Genomic DNA, 25366 nt, shown 5'->3' on the forward strand with positions numbered 1-25366 from the left:
TTAATAATTATGCTTCGTATAGCACACTCCAAAGAATATTCTCACAACTTACCTGAAGGACATCGGTTTCCTATGATCAAATATGATCTGCTTCCAGAGCAGCTGGTTTACGAAGGAACGGTAAGCACACAAAACTTTTTTGCTCCCGACCCCATTTCGGAAGAACTTATACTCTTGACCCATGATGCAGACTATTGGTACAAACTCAAAAACCTTTTGCTTTCGAAATCAGAAATCAGAAAAACAGGGTTTCCGCTTTCCGAAAAATTAGTTCTCAGAGAGCAAGTTATTTGCCAAGGCACAGTTCAAACCATCGAATACGCTCTTGCCCATGGAGTTTCTCTCAATATAGCAGGGGGCACGCACCATGCCTTCACCGATAGAGGCGAGGGGTTTTGTCTGCTCAACGACATTGCCATAGCAGCAAATTATTTACTTCACAAACAAGGCTTTGAACGCATTTTGATAGTAGACTTGGACGTGCACCAAGGCAATGGCACAGCCCAAATTTTCGAACAGGAAACCCGAGTTTTTACCTTTAGCATGCACGGAGCCAAAAATTACCCTATGCACAAAGAAAAATCTGACTTGGACATCCCCCTACCCGACGGCATAGGTGACAAGCAATACCTAGAGCTACTGAACAGACACCTTTCACAATTGATCGATCAATTCGAACCTCAATTTATCTTTTTCCAATCAGGGGTTGATGTGCTCCATACCGACAAACTTGGTCGCCTTGGCATGACCATAGCAGGGTGCAAAGAAAGAGACAGAACTGTTTTTGAGCTTTGTAAAAGGAATAAAGTACCTGTAGCTGTGAGCATGGGTGGTGGATATTCTGCCCGAATTGCCAACATAGTAGAAGCTCACGCCAATACCTTCCGACTAGCTCAAGAATTGTATTTCTAAAACCTATTATCTCTGTTTGATTTTGTTAAGAAACAACTTTGAAGCTCAAAAAAATTCATTGCCCCCTGATCATCAAAAGATTGAGCCATTTTACAACATATTATTGCCTATTAATTAAATCGTTCCCGTTTTGCGAGTGAAATCCAATTGATTAGATTTGGAGCATTAAAACAATAAAATGAATCTAGTGCACTAAGTGCCCATTATTTAAAAACATACTGTTATGTCGAAAGTACCTAAAGAAGAGAGTTTAGAATTTGATGTATTGATCGAAATCCCAAAGGGAAGTAGGAATAAATATGAATACGATCCAGAAAAGAGGTTGATCCGCTATGACAGAATGATTTTCTCATCTATGCACTACCCAAGTGACTACGGATTTGTACCAGAAACATTGGCTGGCGATGGTGACCCTCTCGATGCACTTGTACTAGTTTCGGAGCCTACATTCCCTGGCTGTATCATCCGTGTTCGTATCATCGGCGTTTTTAACATGACCGACGAAAAAGGAAAAGATGAGAAACTACTTTGTGTACCTGTAAGTGACCCTATCTGGAATAGCCTCACCAAACTGGAGCAAGTAAACGATCACCTCATGAAGGAAATCGAACATTTCTTCTTGGTATATAAAGACTTAGAGAAGAAAAAGGTATCGGTAGAAGGCTGGGAAAACGAAGAAGCGGGCATCAGGATCTACCACGAATGCAGGCAAAAATACATTGACAAAACATCTGAAAGCAACAAGCTGATCAAGCTTTAGCCGCAATAAAGGAAATAGATAGTTGAGCCACAGCCAATGCTGTGGCTTTTTTTATTCCTTTTACCCTCAAAATAAACAGTGTCTAAAAGCACCCTCCTCATTTTTTTAGTAATGTAATGCCCTAATTTAAAACGTTTGCAGTACTTTTGGTTTTGGTGTTAAAATCTATAGTTTTACTCTCCAACATTATTTTTTTATATAGAAACATAGCTAATCAAAATTTAAATTATTCATATGGAAAACCTGATTTACGTAGCTCCAGCCTTAGGAGTGCTGGCATTGATATATATGTTCATGAAATCTTCATGGGTGGTAAAGCAAGATGCTGGCAACGATAAAATGCAAAAAATAGCAACCCACATTGCTAACGGCGCTATGGCATTTTTAAAAGCCGAGTGGAAAGTCCTTTCTTATTTTGTAATAGTAGCAGCCATTATTTTAGCATGGTCGGGAACGTTAGTGGAAAGCTCTCACTGGACCATCGCAATCTCCTTTGTCATAGGGGCAGTTTTCTCGGCTGTTGCTGGCTATATAGGCATGAGGATAGCCACAAAGGCAAACGTAAGAACTGCACAAGCAGCACGAACCAGCTTAAGCCAAGCACTCAAAGTTTCCTTTACAGGTGGTACTGTAATGGGGTTAGGCGTAGCAGGATTGGCTGTTTTAGGCCTCGGTTCATTGTTCATCCTTACTTACTACGCTTTTGTGGTTTCTACTGGAGCCGATGTGAATGGGCTAGAGATGGAAAAAACGTTGGAAGTATTGGCAGGTTTTTCACTTGGAGCGGAATCTATCGCACTTTTTGCCCGTGTGGGTGGCGGTATTTACACCAAAGCAGCAGATGTTGGAGCTGACCTTGTAGGTAAAGTAGAAGCAGGTATTCCTGAAGATGACCCTCGTAACCCTGCCACTATCGCCGATAATGTAGGAGACAACGTAGGTGACGTAGCCGGTATGGGCGCCGACTTATTTGGTTCTTATGTAGCCACTATCCTAGCTTCAATGGTGCTAGGCAGGGAAATTATTTCAAGCGATGCGCTTGGCGGTATTGCACCAATCGTATTGCCAATGCTGATTGCAGGCCTTGGGCTTGTATTCTCGGTAGTGGGAACTTGGTTTGTAAAAGTAAAAGATGAAAATAGCGATATCCAAAAAGCATTGAACATAGGCAACTGGCTTTCTATCATTGCCACAGCAGCGGTTTCTATAGGAGTTATTTATTGGATTATGCCCGAAACCCTCGAACTAAGAGGTTTTGAATTCACAAATACTGGTATTGTTTATTCAGTACTTATCGGTCTGGCAGTAGGTGCCCTGATGTCCCTCATCACCGAATATTATACTGCTATGGGCAAACGCCCTGTCAACATGATTGTAAAGCAATCTTCTACAGGTAGTGCAACCAACATCATTGCAGGCTTGGCAATGGGCATGGAATCTACCGTGTTGCCTATCCTCGTGTTAGGAGCAGGCATTGTACTTTCTTATGCTTCTGCTGGTCTTTACGGTGTAGCCATTGCCGCTTCGGGCATGATGGCAACCACTGCCATGCAGCTTGCCATTGATGCTTTTGGCCCTATTGCCGATAATGCTGGAGGTATTGCCGAAATGAGCGACCTCCCTAAGGAAGTGAGAGAAAGAACAGATAACCTCGATGCAGTTGGAAATACTACAGCGGCCATTGGTAAAGGTTTTGCCATTGCTTCTGCTGCCCTAACTTCACTAGCACTTTTTGCCGCTTTCGTAGGAATTGCAAACATCGAACATATTGATATCTACAAAGCTCCCGTACTCGGTGGTTTGTTTATAGGCGGGATGATTCCATTTATTTTCTCTTCTTTAACTATCTCTTCTGTAGGTAGCGCAGCCATGGCCATGGTAGAAGAAGTCCGCCGCCAATTCAAAGAAATTCCGGGCATTATGGAATACAAAGCCGAGCCTGAGTACGACAAATGTGTGGATATTTCTACCAAAGCATCTATCAGGCAAATGATGTTGCCAGGTCTCATTACTATCTCTGTTCCACTTATCATCGGGTTTGGGTTCAAAGATGTATTTCCAGATACTCCATCTGCCGAAATTTTAGGTGGTGTACTAGCAGGTGTGACTGTTTCTGGTGTGCTTATGGCTCTTTTCCAATCAAACGCAGGTGGAGCTTGGGATAATGCTAAAAAATCGTTTGAGAAAGGCGTGGAGATCAATGGAAAAATGGAATACAAAGGCTCTGATGCTCACAAAGCTTCGGTAACTGGCGATACGGTTGGCGATCCTTTCAAAGACACTTCTGGTCCCTCTATGAACATCCTCATCAAACTGATGTCGATTGTTTCATTGGTAATTGCCCCTCATATTGCTGTGGATGGCGTAGGTCATGGACACGCAGCGGCAGAAAAACAGGAACAGCGAATAGAGAAAAAAATTAAAATGATTCATGAAGAAGCCGAAGAAGGACAAGTGGTATTTTTCGACTACGCTCCTGAAAGCCTTATAGAAGTGATGTTCCAAAAAGAACCTAAGCTTGACCAAGAGCATGAAGAATGGCTAAGAGGTTTGGTTGCCAAGCTTTCTATGGATACTTCGGTGAGTATCGTGTTTGAAGCCGTTACCAACGAAAAACCTGATTTCGAGGTGAAAGACAGAGCATTGCTGGTAAAGAATTTCTTCAAGGAAAAAGGGATTGACCCTGACCGAATCAATGTAGATTTACAAGTAAGAAAAGCAGGTGCGAACGAAGGCCTCAAACGTGATGTAAGCATCAAAATAATTGAGTAACAAACTCATCAGGAGTTAATGGGATAAATGAAGCTGGGGGAAGTATCCTCCAGCTTTTTTTGTAAATCCGACTTACATCCCCATAAACCTGTGATTTTTTTTCTACACATATCTCTTTTTTTTCTTCTCTCCTTTTTTCCACCCTTACTGCTAACCCTCAGATTCACAACACCTTAAAAAAGCGTAATACTATCTTTCCAAAAGAATAGAGGCAAAGGCACATTATTTGGCAATGATTAGTTGGTTATCACGTGAATTTTAAGACTAAAAATTCGTTCACTACAGGTATTCCAAATAAAACATCAAGCCGTTTTTAAACCTTTCTCTTTTAAATGAACTCTTTCTAGGTGGAAGTCCCGCTTTTTTTTAACTTGTATTCAATAAAACACAAACAGATAACATCGTTTCAGAACAATCCAATTAATCTACTTTATACACAATGAAAAAATTCTTGTACATCATTCTTGGTATTTTGGCTGTCGTAGTAATTTTGGCAGCAGTGCTCCCTATCGTTTACAAAGACGATATTCGTGCGCTGGTAGAACAGCAAATTGACGAAAATGTAAACGCAGATGTTTACTTCGATGCCGATGAATTTAGCGTAAGCCTTTTCAGAGATTTCCCCAATCTCAATGTTTCCCTCGGCAACTTTGGGGTAGTAGGAAAAGCACCTTTTGCAGGCGATACCCTCACCAGCATTTCCGAATTTAGCGTTTCGGTGGACCTGTTCAGCCTCATGGGCGATCAAATAGTGATTGAAGAAGTCTCGCTGGTTGACCCCTACATCAACATTATGGTGAAAGAAGATGGGACAGCCAACTACGATATCGCTAAGGCTTCAGGAGAAGAAGAAGTGGTTACAGAAGAAGAAAGCAGCGGGGAAATGGCTTTCCAAGTGAACGGATGGTCCATTGAAAACGGAAGGGTGATCTATGATGATAAATCGTTACCAACCTTCCTAGAAATCCAAGGCTTGAACCATTCGGGCAGCGGAGACTTCACTCTCGAAGTTTTCGACCTCGAAACTTCTACCAAAATGGAGTCTATCACCGTGGACTTCGACGGGGTCAAATACTTGGAAAACAACGTGATTGATGCCGAAATCACCATGAATATAGACCTCTCAGACGTAATGTCTCTCACTTTTAAAGAAAACCTTTTAAAAGTAAATGATTTTGCCATGGGCTTCGATGGGTTCATCAAAATGCCAGGTGATGACATTGTAATGGATATTACGTTTGAAGCGAAGGAAAATGAATTCAAAAACATCCTTTCCCTCGTACCTGGGGTATTTTTAGAAGGTTTTGAAGACCTTAAAACTGATGGAAGCCTTGCTTTTGGAGGTTTTGTAAAAGGAACATTTAACGAAACCACCATGCCCGGTTTCAAAGTAGATCTCAATGTGGAAAAAGGCATGTTCCAATATCCCGACCTCCCTACAGCTATCAACAATATATTGGTAGATATGCACGTGGATGCCGAAAGCGGTGTGTACGACGATATGATTGTCGATATCCGCAAATTCCACATGGACTTGGGCAAAAACCCCGTGAATGGGCGAGTTAAAATTGCTGGCTTGGAAGACATGGATGTAGATGCCGATGTAAGCGCCAAGCTTAATCTTGCCGACCTTTCTAGCATGTTCCCAATGGAGGGACTGAGCATGGCGGGCATGTACTCGCTTGGGCTGAAAGCAAAAGGGGTTTATAGCGATGCCAAGGGAACTATTCCACAGATTAATGCAGATATGGCACTAAACGATGGAAAAATAGCATATGCCGATTACCCTGTGCCTATGGAAAAAATCCATGTTCAAACGCAAATAATCAATGAAAATGGAATATTGAACGATACGAGGGTAGAAATTTCTGATGCGAGCATGCTCGTAGACGGAGAACCGCTCAAAGCCAGTGGAAAAATCTACAACCTCAATGATCTTACTTGGAACTTCAAAGTGAATGGCGGCTTAGATTTCACCATCTTAGACAAGATTTACCCATTGGAAGATATGCACCTTACCGGTAAGATTAAGGCAGATATCGTCACTTCTGGTAAAATGTCCGATGTAGATGCAGAGCGTTACGATAAACTGCCTACTAGCGGAAGTGTGACTATTGACAAGCTAAAATTCACCAGTGTTGATTTGCCGCAAGGGCTAACAATTGACAATGCTATAGCCACTTTTAACCCTCGCACCATCGAGCTTAGCAAATACGAAGGGGCTTTGGGCAAAAGTGATATGAAGATAAAAGGTTCGCTTTCCAACTACATCGCCTATGCCTTGAAAGACAATGAAGTATTGAAAGGCAATTTTAGCATGACTTCCAATACCTTCGATGCCAACGAATGGATGACGGAGGAGGAAGAGACCGCTACTGCCGACACTACTACAGAAGAATATGGCGTAGTCCCCATCCCAAAAACACTTGACTTTAGGTTCGATGCAAACATTGCAAAAGTGCTTTACGAAGATATGGTGATGGATAATATGAAAGGCAACATCACTATGAAAGATGGTGTGATGGGACTCAACAACCTCAGGTTTGGTTTGCTAGGGGGCAAGTTTACCATGAATGGAGCTTACGACACCAAGGACCCTGAAAAACCGAAGTTCGATTTCGATATGGGCATTGCCGCTCTGTCTTTTGCTAAGTCTTACGAAACCTTCAATACGGTTCAAACTTTTGCCCCATTGGCAAAAAATATAGATGGTGATTTTTCTACCAACCTTAAGCTAAAAGGTGGGCTGGGACAAGATATGATGCCGCTTTACGAAACACTTACTGGTGGAGGAAAAGTAATTGTGAAAGATGCGGCGGTAGTTGGCTTAGATATTCTCACCAAAATGAGTGAGATCACGAAAATAAAAGAACTTAGCAACCCTAAGCTGAAAGACATTTTGGTACAAACCAAGTTTGAAGATGGTAAAATGAAAGTTGAGCCATTTAAATTTGACCTTGAGGGCATCGCTACTGAGGTGGCTGGCTCTACTTCTTTCACTGGCGACTTGGACTACAAGGTAAATATGGTAATCCCTCTCGAAAAATTTGGAGCCGACGTTGCCGCACAATATTCAGCCTTGACTGGTACAACCCAAGTTCCCCTCGTATTTAACGTGGCAGGAAACTATGACGATCCTAAAGTTGGGCTTGAGGGCGATCCGTGGAAATCACTTGCTGAGCAACAAGCGAATAAAATAAAGAAAGAGGCTTCGGCTGAAGCACAAAAGCAAATAGGCGCTGCAGTAAATGTATTGCAAGACACAACCCTTACCGATGAAGAGAAAAAGAAGAAGATGGAAGAGATGGGCGATGACCTTAGCGACGATGCGAAAAAGGCATTAGAAAAACTTAAAAAGTTGCCTTTTGGCAAGAAAAAAGAAAATTAACATTAGTTCAAAAAAAGCTTAAAGTAAAACTCTCAGTCTATGTTATTAGGTTGAGAGTTTTTTTATGAAAAAGAACCTAAATCAATTTAGAAACATTTTAAATAAACCATTGTTAGGATAAGAAATATCATTAGGAAAACTCTTTATTTTATTTGATAGAGCTACAACTCAAGATAATAATTGGGAGTGTAAGTTTAAATTAGGCGTTGGGCTGGACCTTGTCTGTTCACCGCCTTTATTTTGCACAAAGCCTTTATAAGATTGAATTTACTCAGCTAAAACCGAAGGTAGAAAAGTGGACAGAATTGTGAAAATAATGAAGAAGCCTGCCCTTGGCAAAAAAGTTATATGACTGAGGCAAAAGGTATTTAGTTTACTTCAATCACATATTCTTTTTCATAAATTTCAATAAAAAGAGGGTAATTATCCCCCAGCTTATTATACGCTGCCGACTCCTCATTAAGCCGATGTTTTGTCACTTCTACACTGAATAAATAAGAACCTTTTTCTTTTGGAGAAAAAGCAAATTCAAATGTCCTTTCTTCATTGGGCAACATATTATTATCAGATAATTTTTTCGCTTCCGGATACCACTCCCACTCTTCCCCTATTCTTGAAGTGTCTGTTTCCAACACTTGACCTTCATTAGTTTTAAATGCAAACTTTATCAAAAAGAAGCGTTCTGGATCACCAGTAGGAACTTTATGCCCCGCATGTTCATTTTTTACCATGAACTCAAAATGTATGCTATCTGTCGTTTGATATGACTTTTGAAGCGGTGAAGGATAAAACTCCAACCCATTTAAACCTTTGGTAGATACGCTGTCGAATTTCGGGATTCCCGAGCCGGCAAAATAATGACGGTGGCTAGTTCGCTCTCCATATCCAGCTACTATTTCCCGCTCTATTGGCTCCATATGGCAACTAACACAATTTTGCTCTCCAGCATACGGCCCTGCTTTCCATTCATCGCCTGTTTCAAACGTACAGACTAGATCGGGGGCAACAACTGCACTGGCATTGTGGCAAGAGATACAGAGTGCTTCCGAAAGAAAAGCTGGATCTTTGACTGTTTTGTGGGGAGCTTTATCAGTCCCAGTAGGACCTATTACCGCTCCATTGCGCACATGGCAACTAGCACAATTGATCCCTTCTTGCTGTAGCTTTTTATCGAAAAGTGGATTGATCTCTTTCACTGGCTGATAAACATCTCCATCAATCAATCCTGTGACTATAAACTCTTGTTGGTTTTGCAGGGGAATGTGGCAATTGATGCATAAGAAAGGGCTCGACTCTTTTTTTAGCTCAGCCTGAAACTGCAAATCCGTCCAAGCATGTGAATGGGTAGAAAGTTTCCACTCTTGGTAATGCTCCTGATGGCATACTCCGCAATGCTCAGCGCTCAGCGACCCAAGCCCTTGTGGAATTTCTTGGTTGGGAACAGCTATCTCCCAACTTTTACTAAGCGGCACTATATTTACTTGTTCCTTTTCTCCTTTTGTAAGAACAAAAACAACAATGGCTATAAAACCTAGAAATGTAACAAACAACAGCTTTTTGGTCATGGCTAAATAAAGTTCAGGAAACCCAAAGTTAGCAATAGTACCAATAAAAAAACCGTGACATAAGTCACGGTTTGCACATCTCTATTTCTCCAAATCCACCCAATCATCTAAGGGCAAGGTAAACATAAATATGCTTCCTTTACCCTCTTCACTCTCTATCTGAAGCTCTCCTCCATTCTTCTCAATAAACTCCTTACATAAGACAAGCCCCAGCCCCGTACCTTTTTCATTAGCCGTTCCTGTGGTAGAAATCTGAGCATCTAGGTTCAAAATCTGGGCAATTGTTTCTTTTTTCATACCCATTCCTGTATCCCGAACCTTTATAGTAACTCCAATTTTTGATGTTTCTGCCTCTACGGATACTTTCCCCATATACGGTGTAAACTTCACTGCATTTGCTACCAAATTCCTGATGATCAACTCTAACATAGAAGGGTCTGCAAAAGCCTTTGTTCCTTTTTCAATATGTTGCTTAAGTTCAATACTTTTCTTATCAGCTTCTGTTCTATAAAGCTGTACCACTTTTAGGGCAATCCTATCTACTTGTACCACCTCAACGTTTACCGTTAAGCCTTGCATCTGCGAACGGGCCCAGTTAAGCAAATTGTCCATCAGGGAATTCGCTTTATTAAACTTTTCCTGTATCCCCGCTTTCATTTGCTCAATCTCATCGGTGTTCAAAGCCCCCGCAGAAAAAAGCTTCAAGAAGCCATCGAGTGCAGCAAGTGGACTCCGCAAATCGTGTGATATAATTGAAAACAACTTGTCTTTTACCTTATTTGTATCTTCGAGTTCCTTCTTTTGGGCTTCTAGCTCTTGTGTTCTCTCTTTTATTTTAACCTCAAGGGTTTTGTTTTGATTACTTAATATGGCGCTTATTTCTTCTTTCTGTTTCTTCTCTATCCTTTCTTGCTCTATTAACTTTTCTACCAGCACTTCCTTTTCCAAATAATACCTATACCCCAAACCAATAGTGAAAACTAATAACATTAGAATTTCACCCATTTGCAAAATATAATCGGTGACAATGTAGTAATAAACCACACCTAAATTTGCAAATACAAATAGCAAAATACCTATCAGGGAAGCTATTGATGCTATCAGAAAGAGAAGCGCTGGTCGGTATTTCCTCAAATAAGCCATTAAGCCCACTGAAGAGGTAAAAATCACCACTGTTCCTCCAAACACAAACAATGCTGTATAAAACGACCTATACTCTAAAACAAAACCGCACACCACATTTGTAGATAATAAGAAAGTGATGATGTACACTACGCGTTTAAACCACTTTTCGGGGATGGCTGGTCTTAGAAAATAATGTACAAAATACAAATAGGAAACTAAACCAGCAGCCCCTGAAATATATCCCAAATACCTATATGTGTTTTGCACGGTTGGGCTGCTAATCAAGAACTCTAAATCAGCAGTATATGAAATAAAAAATATTAGATTGGTTACAACAGTAACTACCAATAACATTTGAGACCTATCCCTATAATAGAGAAAAATGAAGAGATTGAGAATGATGGTAATAATCAAACTACCAAGCACAGCCCCTTTAAAATAATGCCTATGGATTTCATTTCTCAAGAAAAGTTGATTAGAAATTAAGTGAATATCAACCTTGCCCATTTGGCTACTCAAATAGCTTGTAAAAACCATTCTTCCATAAAGATATGTTACTTCTTCAGTAGAAATATTGATGGAGACTACAGGTCTTTTGCAACCATTTACTTGAAAAGTTCTTTGAGAGAAGGGAATAGCCGATCCAATTAACTCTTGCTTCAACAAGCTTCCCTCTTCATTGAGCATGAAAAGCTCAAGCGAATCGATGTACTTATTAAATGAAAGTGCATAACTATTTGATAGTCCTTCCCCAGCATATCTAACAGGTATTTTGAACCAATAGACTCGTCCTTCAGGACTTACTTTTGTATCTATACTTTTCCAAAAAGAAAATGAGTTTTCAAAGGAAGGAGAAGTGACATCCTCTAGGGTAAGCATTCCCTCCACATCTTCCAAAAAGAGCGCCCTCCTATGCAAAACATCATAAGTGCCTTTTTCCACATTTAGCGGAGGTATTTCTGCAAACAGAAGTGTGGGAAACAATACCAAAAAGAACACAAAGCAAGCCTCTAAATTACATAAAGGTGCTCTCGTTTTTTTCGGATGATAATAGCTTGTTTGTAACAAAATATGTCTAGTTTATTATTTTTCAACTGGTAGTTTGTTGCAGCTTTATACAAGTAGATCAGAGAGTTGTAAACCCCTATTTTACTAATAGTATAAAAAACTAGATTATTTGGTTATTCAATAATTGCCGACAATTTATTATAGCAGTGGCAGTTTATTTAAGTTTGTTTGTAAGAAGTAGTTAGTAGGTATTTTAAATATGACAAAGCATTTTTTGTATAAGTTAATTTACCAAATATACGAGATAAGAGCCGCATCGCTTACTCCCATTAGGATTCTTTAATAGAATAAACACGTTTTTAAGAACTGACTTCCTATCCACTTGACTCGGCTGGTGTGCCAATAAAGAAATTCCATATGAAGCTGATATTTCAGATAGGCATCTGAGAAAGTAACTACGAGATTTAAAGCGGTTCGTACTAAGGGTGTTGAAAGGTTATTAATTGGCAGAAATCTTAGCAATCTTTCTCCACCACATAATGAAACCAGTAATAGGTAGGGAACATCCAACTAGGCTAACAAAAAAGTAGAGAATGATGCTTGGCAAGCCCATAATTTCACCCGTGTGCAGGGGTTTGGCTATAGCTTTAAATTGTTCATGAAGGGACAAGGCGCTAAATCGAGTTACGTTAATGACCTGGCCTTTTGAGGAAAAATCAACTGTTTGGGGAATATGCAAGCCAAAGAAGTTATCATTGTTCATCTTGATAATCCTTGTATTTTTCGAGAACTCGGTTGCAAGACGAATAGTTATTTCTCCTCTTTCTTGGAATGTTTGGTTCGTTTCGTCCAAGGCAGCTTGCAATGTCCATGAGGAATCAGTTATAGATTTTTGTTCATCTTCTAAATTATTAAGCAGATCGCTGAATGCATTGGACAACTCCTCTTTCAAAGCAGTATTTCCCTCGGAAATCACAATAGAGTTTCCCCCAAGCCCGACTATCATCAAATTTTTCATCCAGTGAAAAGAAACATACAATCCTGTTAGAGAAATAACTAACAACAGCAATAGCGTATAAAAGCCAAGTACACTATGCAAATCGTAATTGAGGCGATAGAACCTAGCTCTCCATCGGATTGTCAGCCGTTGCTTCAGCTGTTTGAGTTTTTTGGGAAACCAAAGAATGAGACCAGAAAAAAGCATATAAACAAAAATCAAGATTCCTGTTCCGTTGATGAGTTTTCCCACATCGCCCGCAAGCAAAAACCTATGAAGATTGAGAACAAGGTCAAAAAATTGTTTACAAGCCCTATTTTGAGTAGAAAGATATTCCCCAGTATAAGGGTTATAATATGCGGTAACCCCTGGTCCGTTTGGGCTTAAGGAAGAAATAATGATACTCTTGTTTAGCTCTGAAAAAAGCTGAATGCTAGTTGCCCCGCCAAAACGTTTATTGAAATCATGGAGAGATGCATCTATATCTATTCTTCCTTCATTTTTAACTGGCAGGTAAACATTTTCATAGTTTACAATATTTTCTATTTGTGTCCGGAAAGCATAAATACTTCCCGATAGGCAAGCCAAAAAAACTACGATAGAGGACAAAAGTCCGAGCCACAAATGTGACACGGACATGATGTATTTGAACCAACTTTCTTTTTTTCTTTTCTTGCGAAAAAGCGAATTAACTAACTGTTTCAATATGCTTCTGACTTACCTATTTTATACTCTTCGGCAAGTTCTTGATACTTACCATACTGATTCTTATTCATTAGTTTCTGGAATGCTTCCTGACGGCTTACATCAATTTCTGCATAGTATTGCAAATACACATCAGGCTTGCCATGATAGTTATCGTGGTTCTCGATCAGTAGTGTGTAAAATGCCTCATTCGCCAAATCGTATTGTACCGTCTGGGCGCTATCCAGTCCTAACTGATCCCGTATCACCGTCATATTATACTTTTCCCGACCCTCTCTCTCGATCTTAATCTCTTTGGTATAAATCGCAAACTGATCCTCATTGAGTACTTCACCGATCAAACGATCTTGCTCTTGGAAAACTGCCTCAACCGCTTTTTTGACTTCTTCCCTATTTCCACTGTTACTTTCATAAGCCTCACGTGCTTTTTTCAGATAATTTGATGTGATTTCGTCAAACTTGCCCACTTGCTCTTCCGAAAGGGAAAGTTTCGATTTGATGAGTGTATAGTTAAACCGCTCTCGTTTAGAGCCACCACAAGCAGAAAGCAGGAAAGCTAAACAAAGGACTGTCCAAGTAATTTTTGTTTTATATCTTAATAGCATAATCATAAATAGTTTAATCAAACAAACCTTCTACAGTCACATTTCCCCCATCCAATTGCAATCCTTTTTTGAAGTCATTACTGCTAGACGATTCAGGGTCAAACTCATAAATGTATGACTCGCCACCAACCGGACTAATCGCCATGTAAAATTTACCTTCGTGCACCACGCCGTTCTGGTAAGCAAATAGCAGGCTCATCGGAACATCTAACTTAATGGCGGTTTGATTGTACACATCGATTTTGGCAAGTGTCCAAGAGTTTTCGTTGTGATATGCCCCCTCGTCTTCCAACTGAATAGGCATGTACCCAATTCCGTTGCCGACGTAAAACCATCCTACAGTAGCCACATTCGAACTTAACCCAAGTGCCTCCGATACATTGAATGTATAACTCTCATCATAAACTCCATTTCTAAGGCGTTTAATCACAGTCTTATCTCCACCCGATAGATCGAAAGAGTTACCAGACATAAACCAATTGCTTTGGTACACATCTCCATTTTCATCTACGTGCATAGAGGGTGCTCTGTACCCACTGGTATGACCCGACGCGCTGCTCGACTCTACAATCTTTCCATTACTGAAAGAAGGATAATCAAATACCAATGTTTCAAGACCTGTTTGTTTAGGCTTTCGGAAAGGTGGAGGAGTGGAAGGGTCTGCCATGTCGAGGTGCATCAAGCCGAAGTAAATTTTGTCACCAGAAATCACCGGGCTTTCTACTCGCATCGGATGATAACCAATCACTCCTCCCTGTTTTGCATTTGCCGATTGGGGAATCACAAACTCGGTCAAGCTAGTGATGGACATGTCAGGAATAGACACCGCAGCCAAACGCAATGTACAGTTATTGTCAACAATAGCACCGAGGGTATCAGTCACTGGTTCTACTGTTACATTGTATACCATCACTGTATTTTCATCTGCAAGTTTGAATCTCGGAGTATTCGAACCAACAGATAAACCTGCATTGATCTCGTTGACCACATCGTACCCTCCTTCATCATTGGCTTTCAACTGGGTCAGAAGCCCTGAGCCATAGTTTAACGAGTACAAGTAATCGCCAGAAGCAAGGATACGGGCGGCAATATTGGCATCCAACTGAGTACCATTGTTCAAGAAGGTCAACGTACCTTCTGTAAGCACATCAGATTGTGCCAAATAGTAAGCACCGTCGATGCTACCCAACACACTGAAAGTATTTACCTCGGAACCAGGACCTGGTTCAGTATCATCATCACTACACGAATAAAACGTGATAGCTAAAAGTGAAACAAATAAAACTGTAAGTATTCGGTTCATAATTAAAAATAATTTGATGTTTAACGATTTTAAAAAAGTTGATATGTCGCTTTGACATAAGCTCCCCGCCCTGGTTTCTGAATGGCAAAATCATCAAAAACTTGGCGGTTGAACAGGTTATTTACATCAAAGCTTAAGGTAAGTGAGTTGGATAAGAAAGTATATCCTACACCTGTACCATGCACAAACTGTTCGGGAATTTCATCCCTCCCAAACTGTCCGATTTCTTCCGAATTGCGATAAAAAGCCCCAACATAATTGAAGTTCCAATAGAAAAATAAGTTGTTTGTATTATTGCCCATTCTGTCATGGGTAAGGTTTATTCTGAGGTTGCTATTGGCTTGAAAAAAAGGAAGGTTAGATAATCGAGTATTTTGTAGCACATTGTCATTGCCAAGGGCATCTTTCTCTGACTTAATGACTGGGTTGAGCCAAGAAATGGTCTGATTGAACTGTAGCCACCGCTTATGGTCGTATTGCAAGCTGAAGTCCGCACCTCTCATCAGTACCTTGTCAATATTCTGGTATACAAACTGACCTTCAAATTCTTGAGAAAAGGTTTGCTGAATAAGATCTGTAACCATTCGATAAAAACCATTTCCAGAAAGCCTTACAGTGTTATCAGAGAGACTAAAAAGGCTTAGGTCGAAACCCAAATTAATGTTCTGACTCAATTCGGATGACAATTCAGGGTTATTATCAATGAGCAGTCCATCACCCAATAGTTCATCTGGCTCGGGCAAGCGAACTGCCGATTCTAAAGAAGCATTTACCCTAAGCCAAGGAACTAACTGATAAGAACCTGCCATTCCATATCCATAGTTTGTATCCCCCGAATACGCTACCTTAAACATTTCCTCACCTTCTTCATATTCCGAATACCTGATATCCGCCGAATAAGTAAATGACTTGGCAAACAGCGTCGCATTTAATCGTTGCTCAAGCCATTCGCCTTGCAACGCAAACCCTGTACTATGCTTTTGGTATAATTGAGGCGCATAATACCCCTCTGTTTTTTGCAGGATATTGACCAATGGATCATCGTCTGTCCGTGTGAGATCAGTAAAGAGGTAGTTAAATCCAGCCGAAAGCCAATCTGTCCATTGGTAAGCTAAGTTCACACGATGGAGAAAAACCTCCTCAGCCAATGAATTCAGCGTTCTAGTTTGTTCACCTCCCAATGTCCTATTGCCCTCTATCTGTCCGTACCAGTTATAAATATTTCGAGTAGAATCTTCCCTGTTGCGTTCCAGTTTTGACCAAGAACTAAACAGCGTCACATCTAAACCTGGCACAAATACATTCTTTTTCTGATAGGTCAAATAAGGCATTATGACGTTCTGGTTATACAATGCTTCACCAAAAGGAACTTCCATCGTTGCTCCGTGCTGAATTTCTTTGTTCATTCCAGAAAGGAGGATTCCGACAAAAAATTGATCCGTCCATTTTTTTCCAGTAACCCCAATGTCCGCTTTGACAGACCCAGATTCAAACGCATCGTGAAAACGCTTCACCTCAATGTCTCTAGTAATTTCAAACGTCTCTAAGTCAGTGACATAAATATCATTCCCCCAAACCTTGTAGTCGTTGTCCGAGTAATTGTAAAAACCCGATAATTTGACTGTAAAACCAGATTTTGCATCCCTCCAGTTGCCAAGTACAGAAGCTCTGTGCGTATTGAATGAACCAAAGGAATAAGAAAATCCTAGTGCGTTATCGTACTGACTTTTGGTTACAATGTTGATAGCTCCACCCAATGCATCGTTTCCCAACTCCACAGGCACTACTCCTTTGTACACATCCATTCTATCTATTTGGGAAATAGGAATGGTATTTATGGAGTAGGACGACCCAAAATAATCCATAGGAATACCGTCCAAAAAGAAGCGAATAGCCCTACCTCCCAAGCCATTGACAAAAAAATCGGAGCGAGAGCCTAGCCCTCCTTGTTGCCGAACTTTCACTCCACCTACACGCTCTAGCAATTGGTGCGGCTCGACCGATTGAAGCTGAAAGTCGCTTACCGAAATAGAAGCAATTTCAAAACCTTTCCTTTTTTGGAGGGAAGCTTCTGTTTCACCAGTGACAACGATCATGTCCAGTTCAGTCACACTTTCTTTGAGAGTGACCTCAATTTCTGGATAACTTTGTTCTAAAAAAGTAAATTCCAGCCGCTGGGGCTGATATCCTATTCCTGAGATTGAGATCGTATATGCACCGGAGGCAACACCCAAAAATTCAAACCTTCCCTCCATATCAGCAGAAATATTCCTATTAGTCGATCCTTCCAAGCTAATAGTAACCCCTGGAGTTGGGTTGCCGTTTTCATCCATCACTTTTCCTCTAATTTCTACCAACCCCTGACTAGCAGCCAAGTACGGGCAAAAAAGTAACAGCCCAAGAGTTATCGGTAGATAAACAAAGAATTTAAGATACATGAACACAGTCGTTATTTTAATTTAGTCTAAATACTTATATTTGTGCCAAATGTATCTGCTGATGAAGCTCGATCGATAACGAAATTGGTTATATGAATAACGCAAAAGGAAGAATGCAAACGGAAGTCAAAGGAAAGCCTTTTGAGAATGGAAAAATGACCATTGAATACAGCCAGGACTTTGCCTCAGACCACTTAGTTGAAACAGTAACGCAAATCAATAGGAACGGATTAAAAGGACAGGTTACTGATATTCAGCTGAATGAAGTCATTTTGAATATTCGCGATGTGGAAGTGAGTGAAAAATATGAGGTAGAGGTACATCACGATTATCCTTTGATTAAAATCCATTTTGAGATCGAGGGTTCAAATCGATATATGCCCAACTCTTCAACCTCTGGAGTTCCTATTTATATTCCTCAAGGCCACTATAATTTCTTCTATATACCTGAGGTTGATGGTGTTCTTTCTTTCGATACCAAAAAAAGGAAAACCCTAGAAATCAAATTTACAGAAGCATTCCTCAAAAGGATTCTTGGAAATGACATGAAAGATACATCAGCCGAATTTGTTGATTCTTTGAAAAAAAAGAAACCTTTTGTCATGTGGGAAAATGGCGCTCCAATCACAGTTGAACTGAAAGAGTACATTGATGCGATCTGCAATTGCCGATTTGAGGGAAACATTAAAAAGGTATTTTTGGAGGCAAAAGTGATGGAACTTCTTGTAGTGTTGCAAGCAACGCTGATACGGAAGAATAAAAAAGATAAAGACCAACTCTCTAGTAAAGAACTTGAAACTATACTAGAAATAGGTACTTACATCGAGAAAAACCTTGAACAATCACTCACCATTGCTGAGTTAGCAACCACTTTTGGCACCAATACCTCAAAGCTTAAGCAACAGTTTAAATCGGTCTTCAATACAACAATTTTTAAATACATGACAGATGTACGAATGAAGTACGCCAAGTCATTGATTAAATCAAAGGACACCCCTATATCAGAAGTTGCCTACAGGGTGGGATATAAAAATTCCCAACATTTTACCGTTGCGTTCAAAAAAACATATGGTTACCTACCCAGTAGTTTACTCAAAACAGGCAATCGCAAAATGTTGTAATTTATAATAGCTAGTAACATATTGAACTATTTTACTAGCTATTACAAATAAGTCCCTACTCCTCAAATTTCCCCATCCAAGCATTGAGGTAATGGTCTCCTACTTTCATCAAAACCTTCAACGTTTTTGAGTCGCCATTTGGAAGGTCAAACTCACACCGTTCTTTATTTAATGACACCTTCCCAAGCTTAATATACTCATCTTTCCCCCCTTCTTTAAAACTGTTGGTTTGAGCAACAAAAAACTCTGCCTTCCCACTTTTTTGGAAAGCTTTCCAAGTTAATACTATTTTTTCACCGCTTACCTCAGCCACTAGGTTCTTGGCAAGAATAGGCCCTACAAAGGAAATACCATCTACTTCCTTCTTAATTTCTTTGGGAATTTCAATTTCCATATGGGCTAATACGGATGGCATAATATCTACCATACTAGGCATATGTTGAAAACTTTCATTTAACTCTTTAGTGTTGGTCACCATCCAAATAGTCCGCTCTCTTTCCGACTGACCGCCATGTCCCCTGCCCGTTCTTTGCTCCCTTCCATGGTCGGTAGTAATCAAAATCATCCAATCCTCACCGTACTTCTCCTCTCTTTCTTTTATAGCATCCCAAATCCTTTTTACCTGCTTGTCAGCTTTCTGGACAGCATCTACCATATGCTCGCCATCTCCGTATTTATGCCCTATGTCATCGGTAAACTCCAAATAAACCCAAGAAAGATCAATTCCCTTTTCAGCCAAATACCTACCAGCTTCTTTGGAAACATGTTCGTCAATATTGAAAATAAAAATCCTATCAGGTTTATGGGGAAAATTGACTTTATCGTTTTCAAACCCATCAAATGAATAATCAAATTTGAAATTGCCGGCTTCATCTAGCCCTTCTCCTACCAATTTGGTCCGATTATCTAACCAAGTAGAAAATATTGCCGTAGTAATTTCAGGTTTCTCTGCTTTGGCAATTCTAAAAATATTCCAATAGTTATAATTAGGTTTTTTAATACCATTGCCCCACACATTGTGCTTATTTGCCCAAACCCCAGTCAACAAACTGTTGTACCCAACTGCCGAAATAGTTGGCGTTTCAGAATATCCTTTGGCAATTCCCCCTGTGTATGCCCTTGTGTACCCACCCACTTTGGCAATTTCATCGAGCGTTGGCGTTTCTACGGATTCCAGCACATCAGCAGGAATCCCATCCAAAATAATAAAAACAGCCTTTTTTTGCGCAAAAGAAGGACTGCAAGAAATAATAAAAAGTAATGTTATTGAAAAATAGAATAGTCTCATTTGTTTCGTTTTCTACTATGAAAAAATAGTAAAGAAAGCTCGAAAGCTTTCTTTACTTGATTGAACATCTTTACCATCCAAAGATTTGAGTCAAATTCGGATTCAAGGTCACTTGATTTTGTGGAACAGGGCGGTAATAATACTTTGGAGCTTCAAAAACACCTCTTTCCGGAGTAGCTACTACGTATCCTTTATCTCCTTCGGTCAGGTAAAAAGAAGCGTCGCTGCCCTGCGGACCTACTCGGTAGTAGATATAAGGAACATCGTTTTCATTTAACTCTTTTTCTTCAGGAATAGACTCGGTGTTTGGAATCAAGAAAACATCTCCCACTCCGTCTCCAGTCAAATCAAATTTTCCAAGAGAAGGAAAATAAAGCCCTACTGGCTCTTCTTCTAACACATCTCCTGCCCCCCATCTCATTAGGTCGCCCATCCTATGCCCTTCCAATGCCAGCTCAACCCTTCTTTCTCTTCTAATTTCCAAAAGGATAGCCGAACTTACATTAGGGTATTTAGCTTGCTGCCAAGGATCTATCGCTACACCTATAGATAATGCTGGCATCCCCGCTCTTTCTCTCACTTTATTCACCGTCATGTCTAAGTCCGCTTGCGAAAGTTCTCCCAATTCAGCTTTTGCTTCAGCGTAAGTCAACAACACTTCTGCATAGCGGATCAGAGGAATGTCCAAATTATTCATTACCGATTGGTCAGTATTATTTACAAACCCTTTCAGTTGATGATACCCTGAAAAATTCTTTTGTAATTGTTGGATATAAATACCTCCACCTTGCGAATAAGTAGAAGTATTGATCAGTTCCCAGCCTGGAAAAGCATACGTTTGGGAAAGGCGCGCATCCCTGTTTGCGAACTCACCAACAAACTGATTGGTCTCGAAATCAGATACGCTTGAATAATAAGAACCATCAGCATTCAAATAAGCCATCATCAAATCTCTTGAAGGGCTAGATTCGTAATTTCCAAACATAAACGCCCACCAGCCACTGTTTTTTAGGTCATTTTCACTGATGTTCATCAAAAGAATTTCAGGATTATTACGAAGGTTTTCATTATTGAAAAGACTCCCATAATCTTCTGTCGGATTTCCTGTGTTGTAAAGAGAAAAACCACCTTCTTCCATAATTTTTTCAGAAGCATCTCTGGCTATCTGAAGAAAAGAGTTCGCAGTGTTTTCAAGCTTCAATTCGTTGTGATATTTCCTATACGTTCCTTCATAAAGAGCATGCCTTGCCTGAAATGCCAGAGCCACCCATTTGTCCACTGCTCCGTCAGGCTGACCTGTTTGGATGTGCTCAACGGCAAATGCATAGTCTTCAAATATTTTCTCAACTACGAAATCCCTAGGGTCACGGTCGGCAAAAAGAGCTTCCTCGTTATCAGTTGAAATCACGTAATCGTACCAAGGCACATCCGAATATCTTTTTACCATACCCATGTAAAAATTTGCCCTAAACATCCTAGCCAAACCTTCGTAGTGGTTCAAAGTTTCTTCGGGAAGATCTGCATTTTTAAAGTTTTCCAAAAAGAAATTGATATTCCTAAGCGTCTCCCAGTCCCATCCACCATTAATTGTCTCCGCAGTTGGGTTACCTGTCATCATATTTTTGATTTCGGTAACACCCGTAGTTACTTGATTATCTGTAGAAGCATCGCTTGTATAAATACCCGTTCCCGAAAAATTGTAAAAACTGTTCGTGTACATCATCAAATCTTCCTCAGTATTGAAGAAGTTTTCTTTTGAAATGGAGGTTTCCGGATACCTATCCAAAAAGCTGTCGTCACATGCTGTGAAAACAGTTATAATTAGCATTGAAAATATTATTTTTTTCATTTTGATAGAAATTTCAAGTTTGAAAGAAGGCTCACCAAATCAAATTCGTTGACAAACCAAAACAAATTGAAGGACTGGAATGAGTTAGAAATTCACGCTTAAACCCATAGAATACCTTCTTTGAAGAGGGTAAGAATATCCCCAACCGCTTTCTGTACTTCTAGAGGGATCATATTTTCTCACATCGTCGTTGATAGCTTCTGGGTCATAAAAATCCTTCAGCTCAGACCATTCTGCTAAGTTTTCGCCACTTACATAAATCCTCAAATTTGAAATTTTTGCGCGCTGGGTCAATGCATTAGGCAAGGTGTAGCCGATAGTCAAGTTTTTCAACCTCAAATATGAGCCATCTAATAAGTAGTCAGTTTGAGGAATAGCAAGCCCTTGCGCTTGGTCAATTCTTTCACCTAGGTTTCTGTCAGCTAACCAAGATTGGAGCACGGGGTATTTCGAGTCAGTGTTTGCATCGGCCAAACCAGCGTCAATATATGCCTGCGAATGTTTCGCTCTATCCACATCGCTATCAGCCGAACCTCTGTAATAATCTAGCAAGTGCTCATACCCACCCGCATAAGGTTGCTGGTAAAAGCCCCAGTACAAGTAGTGGCGTGGGTAGAAGTCTCTTTTGGCAACTCCTTGGAAGAAAACTCTCATATCGAAATTTGACCAGTTGAAAGAAAGGTCTACTCCATACCTCAACCTTGGCTGTAGGTTTCCAATAACAGACAGGTCTTTAGGCTCATCAACAGTCGCCCCTTTTTCTATTCTGCCATTGCCATCTGCATCTACATATTTTGGCCAGCCCGGCACTATGTTCAATGCGCCCCATGGAATGATATCCGTTTGGTCCAATTCAGCAATTTCATCTTCTGACTGGAACAAGCCATCGCTTTGAAGCCCCCAAATTTCTCCAATTTCCATTCCCTCATAATATTGGGGCAAACTTCTGTTTGGGTTATCAAACTTGGTAACTTTTGTTTTGCTATCGGAAAGAATGAACCTCGTGCTAAATTTAAATGGCTTATCAGCCAATAAAAATTGGTCTTGATAGCCCAAAGTAAATTCCCAACCCTTCGTCTCTAGATCTGCCGCATTTTCTAAAGGCTCGCTAGTCCCCAATACTGAAGGAAGCTCTTTTCCCAGCGTAAGCATATCAAGCGTTTCTCTTTTGTAAATATCAAAAACAGCAGTTAACCTATTTCCAAATAGACCAAGGTCAACTCCAAAGTTTAATGTGTTTACTTTTTCCCATGCATAATTAGCTGAAACTATTTGTGGAGAAGAAATGGCCAAAGGGCGGCTATCACCAATAATATAAGGGTTTACATACGGGTTCATTGTAGGGATATAATCATATTCATCTACAAATTGATTACCCAGCGTACCGTAAGAAGCTCTAAGTTTAAACTGATTTACAGTATTTATTATAGGCTCAAAGAATGACTCAGAATCAATTCTCCAAGCTGCCGATGCCGATGGGAAGAATCCCCACCTTTTGTCAGAAGGGAACTTGGAAGAACCATCGTAGCGACCGTTGAACTCGACTATATATTTGTCTTTGTAATTATAATTTGCCCTAAAAAACGCACCTTGTACAGCCCATTCCCTGATCGATTCTCCCAAAAATACTTCTCCAGTGGCAAGAGCAACGGTTGGGAATGCAGAGGAAACAAGATTAGTTTTTTGAGAATAAAAATACTCGTACTTGTTTTCCTCCTGATTATATCCAGCAATCGCACTTAAATTATGATCACCTAAGCTTTTTGTAACCGTAGTATAAATATTAAATACAGTATATGTGTTTTCTGCATTGGTCCTTAAAGCCCAACTATTTCCTTGTTCCCGAATATCTCCTGGTCCATACCCAATTTTGTACTTTGTCTGATAAATGTCGTTGTTATCGATATTTTTCCGGATAGTGAAATCTGAATTTATTCTTAATGCCCTATCAAAAAAGCTCATTTCACCTGTAAAAGCAGTTTGATAGATATTCAGTTTGTTTGTACTTAGGCCACCGTCTTTTAATTGTGCTTTGTAAATACCTACCTCTGTATTGGCAAATGATCCATCAGGGTTAATATCCCAATCATTTGGATGAAAATTGTAGATCTGCCACATTTCATCAACACTTTTAAAGTCATCATCTTCCGTAGTCGGATCGTCGTACTTAAAATAAGTTGGCCTTGTTCTTTCTGTAAAAGCTAAGGAAGTATTATTACCTAATTTTAACCAATCAAATACTTGGTAATCCACTTTACTTCTAAAAGAATATCTCTTGTATCTGTCAGGAGCAATATTATCAATAATGCCTTCCTGATCATCGTAGGATGTTGACAATAAAAAAGATGTTTTTTCACCTCTAGCTCCTATAGAAAGGTTATGCTGCTGAGAAAAAGTCATATCTTCCAAAAACTCTTTCGTCCAATCTTTGTCGCCCATGTACTCCCATTGCCCTGCCGCAGTTGGGTTTTCTCTTACGCTTGGCGTAGAAGGATTGTCCGATTTTTCTTTAGCATATTGGTAAGTTTGGTCGCTATAGTTTTGGTTGTCCCACGGAGTGTTGTCTGTAGAAGTTTCCCTCACCCTCAAATAAATGTAAGGGTCGGTCACCTTATTGGGCAATACGGTAGGTTTATTCCAAGAAAAGTTATTTGAATAGCTTAGGCTAACACCTTCCGTCGATTTTGTTTTGGTGGTGATCAAAATGACACCATATGCTGCCCTCGCTCCATAGATAGCTGCTGAAGAAGCATCTTTAAGTACTGAAATATTTTCAACATCGTTAGGAGAAATTGTATTAATTTCCCTTGCATCCATAGGCACACCATCTACTATTATTAGTGGCTGTCCACCATTTATAGAAGTAAAACCCCTGATATTGAAGTTTGGGGCAGTACCCGGCTCACCACTCAAATAATCGATATTGAGGTTAGGTGAAATACCTTGCAGTCCTTGCGCCAAGGTTTGGATTGGTCTACTTGCCAAGGTTTGCTTGTCAATGGCATCAACCGCCCCCGAAAGGTTTTCCTTTTTCTGTTCTCCATAGCCTACTACCACAATTTCATCTAGTGAAAGTGCATCAGATGCCATTGTTATTTCAAAAAATGTTTGGCTTCCTACTTCAATTTCTTGGGTCACAAAACCAATAAATGAAACCAAAAGCACCTTTCCTTTCTCAACTTGAAGTTTAAAATTCCCGTCCAAATCGGTTACCACTCCTTGAGTTGTTCCTTTGATCAGAACCGTTGCCCCAACTAATGGAGCTCCATCATTTGCATCTGTTATTGTACCTGAAATTAAAGTAGCTTGGGATTTCGCTGTAAAAGCGAACATGATTACTGTACAAGATAGAAGAAGAGCTTTTTTTAGCTCTATTCCCCATCCTTGGTTTCTTGGTAAAAATTTCTTTTCCATAGTATAGATTTACATTAAAAGATTTAGGTAAATCTATAGGTTGAAAATATATTGATTGACTGTTCAATCAATATATAATAAAAGCTTAATATTGCTGTAAAACATTAGGTATGTTA

General features: G+C 40.0%; 14 protein-coding genes. 5 read left to right on the forward strand and 9 right to left on the reverse strand.

Annotated features, from left to right (window positions below):
* Positions 1 to 9: 9 nt before the first annotated feature.
* The 4 genes from R9C00_24610 to R9C00_24625 all read left to right on the forward strand — a co-directional run bounded on the left by R9C00_24610 (position 10) and on the right by R9C00_24625 (position 7832).
* Positions 10 to 912 carry a histone deacetylase gene (locus tag R9C00_24610; GenBank protein ID WPO34881.1) on the forward strand — a complete coding sequence of 301 codons (903 nt, stop codon included), beginning with the start codon at positions 10 to 12 and terminating at the stop codon, positions 910 to 912.
* A 223-nt stretch (positions 913 to 1135) separates the two neighbouring features.
* Positions 1136 to 1672: an inorganic diphosphatase gene (locus R9C00_24615; protein WPO34882.1), complete on the forward strand. Its 537-nt coding sequence runs from the start codon at positions 1136 to 1138 to the stop codon at positions 1670 to 1672.
* A gap of 234 nt (positions 1673 to 1906) precedes the next feature.
* On the forward strand, positions 1907 to 4444 hold the full coding sequence (locus R9C00_24620; protein WPO34883.1) for a sodium-translocating pyrophosphatase: 2538 nt from the start codon (positions 1907 to 1909) through the stop codon (positions 4442 to 4444).
* A gap of 439 nt (positions 4445 to 4883) precedes the next feature.
* A complete protein-coding gene (locus R9C00_24625; GenBank protein WPO34884.1) occupies positions 4884 to 7832 on the forward strand; it encodes an AsmA-like C-terminal region-containing protein in 2949 nt (982 codons plus the stop codon).
* Positions 7833 to 8200: 368 nt separating this feature from the next.
* Here R9C00_24625 and R9C00_24630 read toward each other — a convergent pair whose 3' ends face one another.
* From R9C00_24630 to R9C00_24655, 6 genes are all read right to left on the reverse strand, one after another.
* On the reverse strand, positions 8201 to 9397 hold the full coding sequence (locus R9C00_24630) for a cytochrome c3 family protein (protein WPO34885.1): 1197 nt from the start codon (positions 9395 to 9397) through the stop codon (positions 8201 to 8203).
* Positions 9398 to 9478: 81 nt separating this feature from the next.
* Complete coding sequence (locus R9C00_24635) at positions 9479 to 11464, reverse strand: sensor histidine kinase (GenBank protein WPO34886.1); 1986 nt, start codon at positions 11462 to 11464, stop codon at positions 9479 to 9481.
* Positions 11465 to 12029: 565 nt separating this feature from the next.
* Positions 12030 to 13166 (reverse strand): PepSY-associated TM helix domain-containing protein, encoded by a 1137-nt coding sequence (locus R9C00_24640; GenBank protein ID WPO34887.1) that lies wholly within the window; start codon positions 13164 to 13166, stop codon positions 12030 to 12032.
* 62 nt (positions 13167 to 13228) lie between these two features.
* Positions 13229 to 13837 carry a hypothetical protein gene (locus R9C00_24645; protein WPO34888.1) on the reverse strand — a complete coding sequence of 203 codons (609 nt, stop codon included), beginning with the start codon at positions 13835 to 13837 and terminating at the stop codon, positions 13229 to 13231.
* A gap of 13 nt (positions 13838 to 13850) precedes the next feature.
* A complete protein-coding gene (locus R9C00_24650; GenBank protein ID WPO34889.1) occupies positions 13851 to 15140 on the reverse strand; it encodes a hypothetical protein in 1290 nt (429 codons plus the stop codon).
* Between the two features lie 29 nt (positions 15141 to 15169).
* Complete coding sequence (locus R9C00_24655) at positions 15170 to 17578, reverse strand: carboxypeptidase-like regulatory domain-containing protein (GenBank protein ID WPO34890.1); 2409 nt, start codon at positions 17576 to 17578, stop codon at positions 15170 to 15172.
* Positions 17579 to 17670: 92 nt separating this feature from the next.
* Between R9C00_24655 and R9C00_24660 the strand changes: the two genes are divergently transcribed.
* Positions 17671 to 18699: an AraC family transcriptional regulator gene (locus R9C00_24660; GenBank protein WPO34891.1), complete on the forward strand. Its 1029-nt coding sequence runs from the start codon at positions 17671 to 17673 to the stop codon at positions 18697 to 18699.
* A 55-nt stretch (positions 18700 to 18754) separates the two neighbouring features.
* Here R9C00_24660 and R9C00_24665 read toward each other — a convergent pair whose 3' ends face one another.
* The 3 genes from R9C00_24665 to R9C00_24675 all read right to left on the reverse strand — a co-directional run bounded on the left by R9C00_24665 (position 18755) and on the right by R9C00_24675 (position 25250).
* Positions 18755 to 19987 carry an alkaline phosphatase family protein gene (locus R9C00_24665; protein ID WPO34892.1) on the reverse strand — a complete coding sequence of 411 codons (1233 nt, stop codon included), beginning with the start codon at positions 19985 to 19987 and terminating at the stop codon, positions 18755 to 18757.
* 70 nt (positions 19988 to 20057) lie between these two features.
* Positions 20058 to 21836 (reverse strand): RagB/SusD family nutrient uptake outer membrane protein, encoded by a 1779-nt coding sequence (locus tag R9C00_24670; protein WPO34893.1) that lies wholly within the window; start codon positions 21834 to 21836, stop codon positions 20058 to 20060.
* Between the two features lie 84 nt (positions 21837 to 21920).
* Entirely contained in the window at positions 21921 to 25250 is a 3330-nt protein-coding gene (locus R9C00_24675) for a TonB-dependent receptor (GenBank protein WPO34894.1), read from the reverse strand.
* Positions 25251 to 25366: the final 116 nt, after the last annotated feature.

This window comes from Flammeovirgaceae bacterium SG7u.111 (genome assembly GCA_034044135.1).
Classification (GTDB): domain Bacteria; phylum Bacteroidota; class Bacteroidia; order Cytophagales; family Flammeovirgaceae.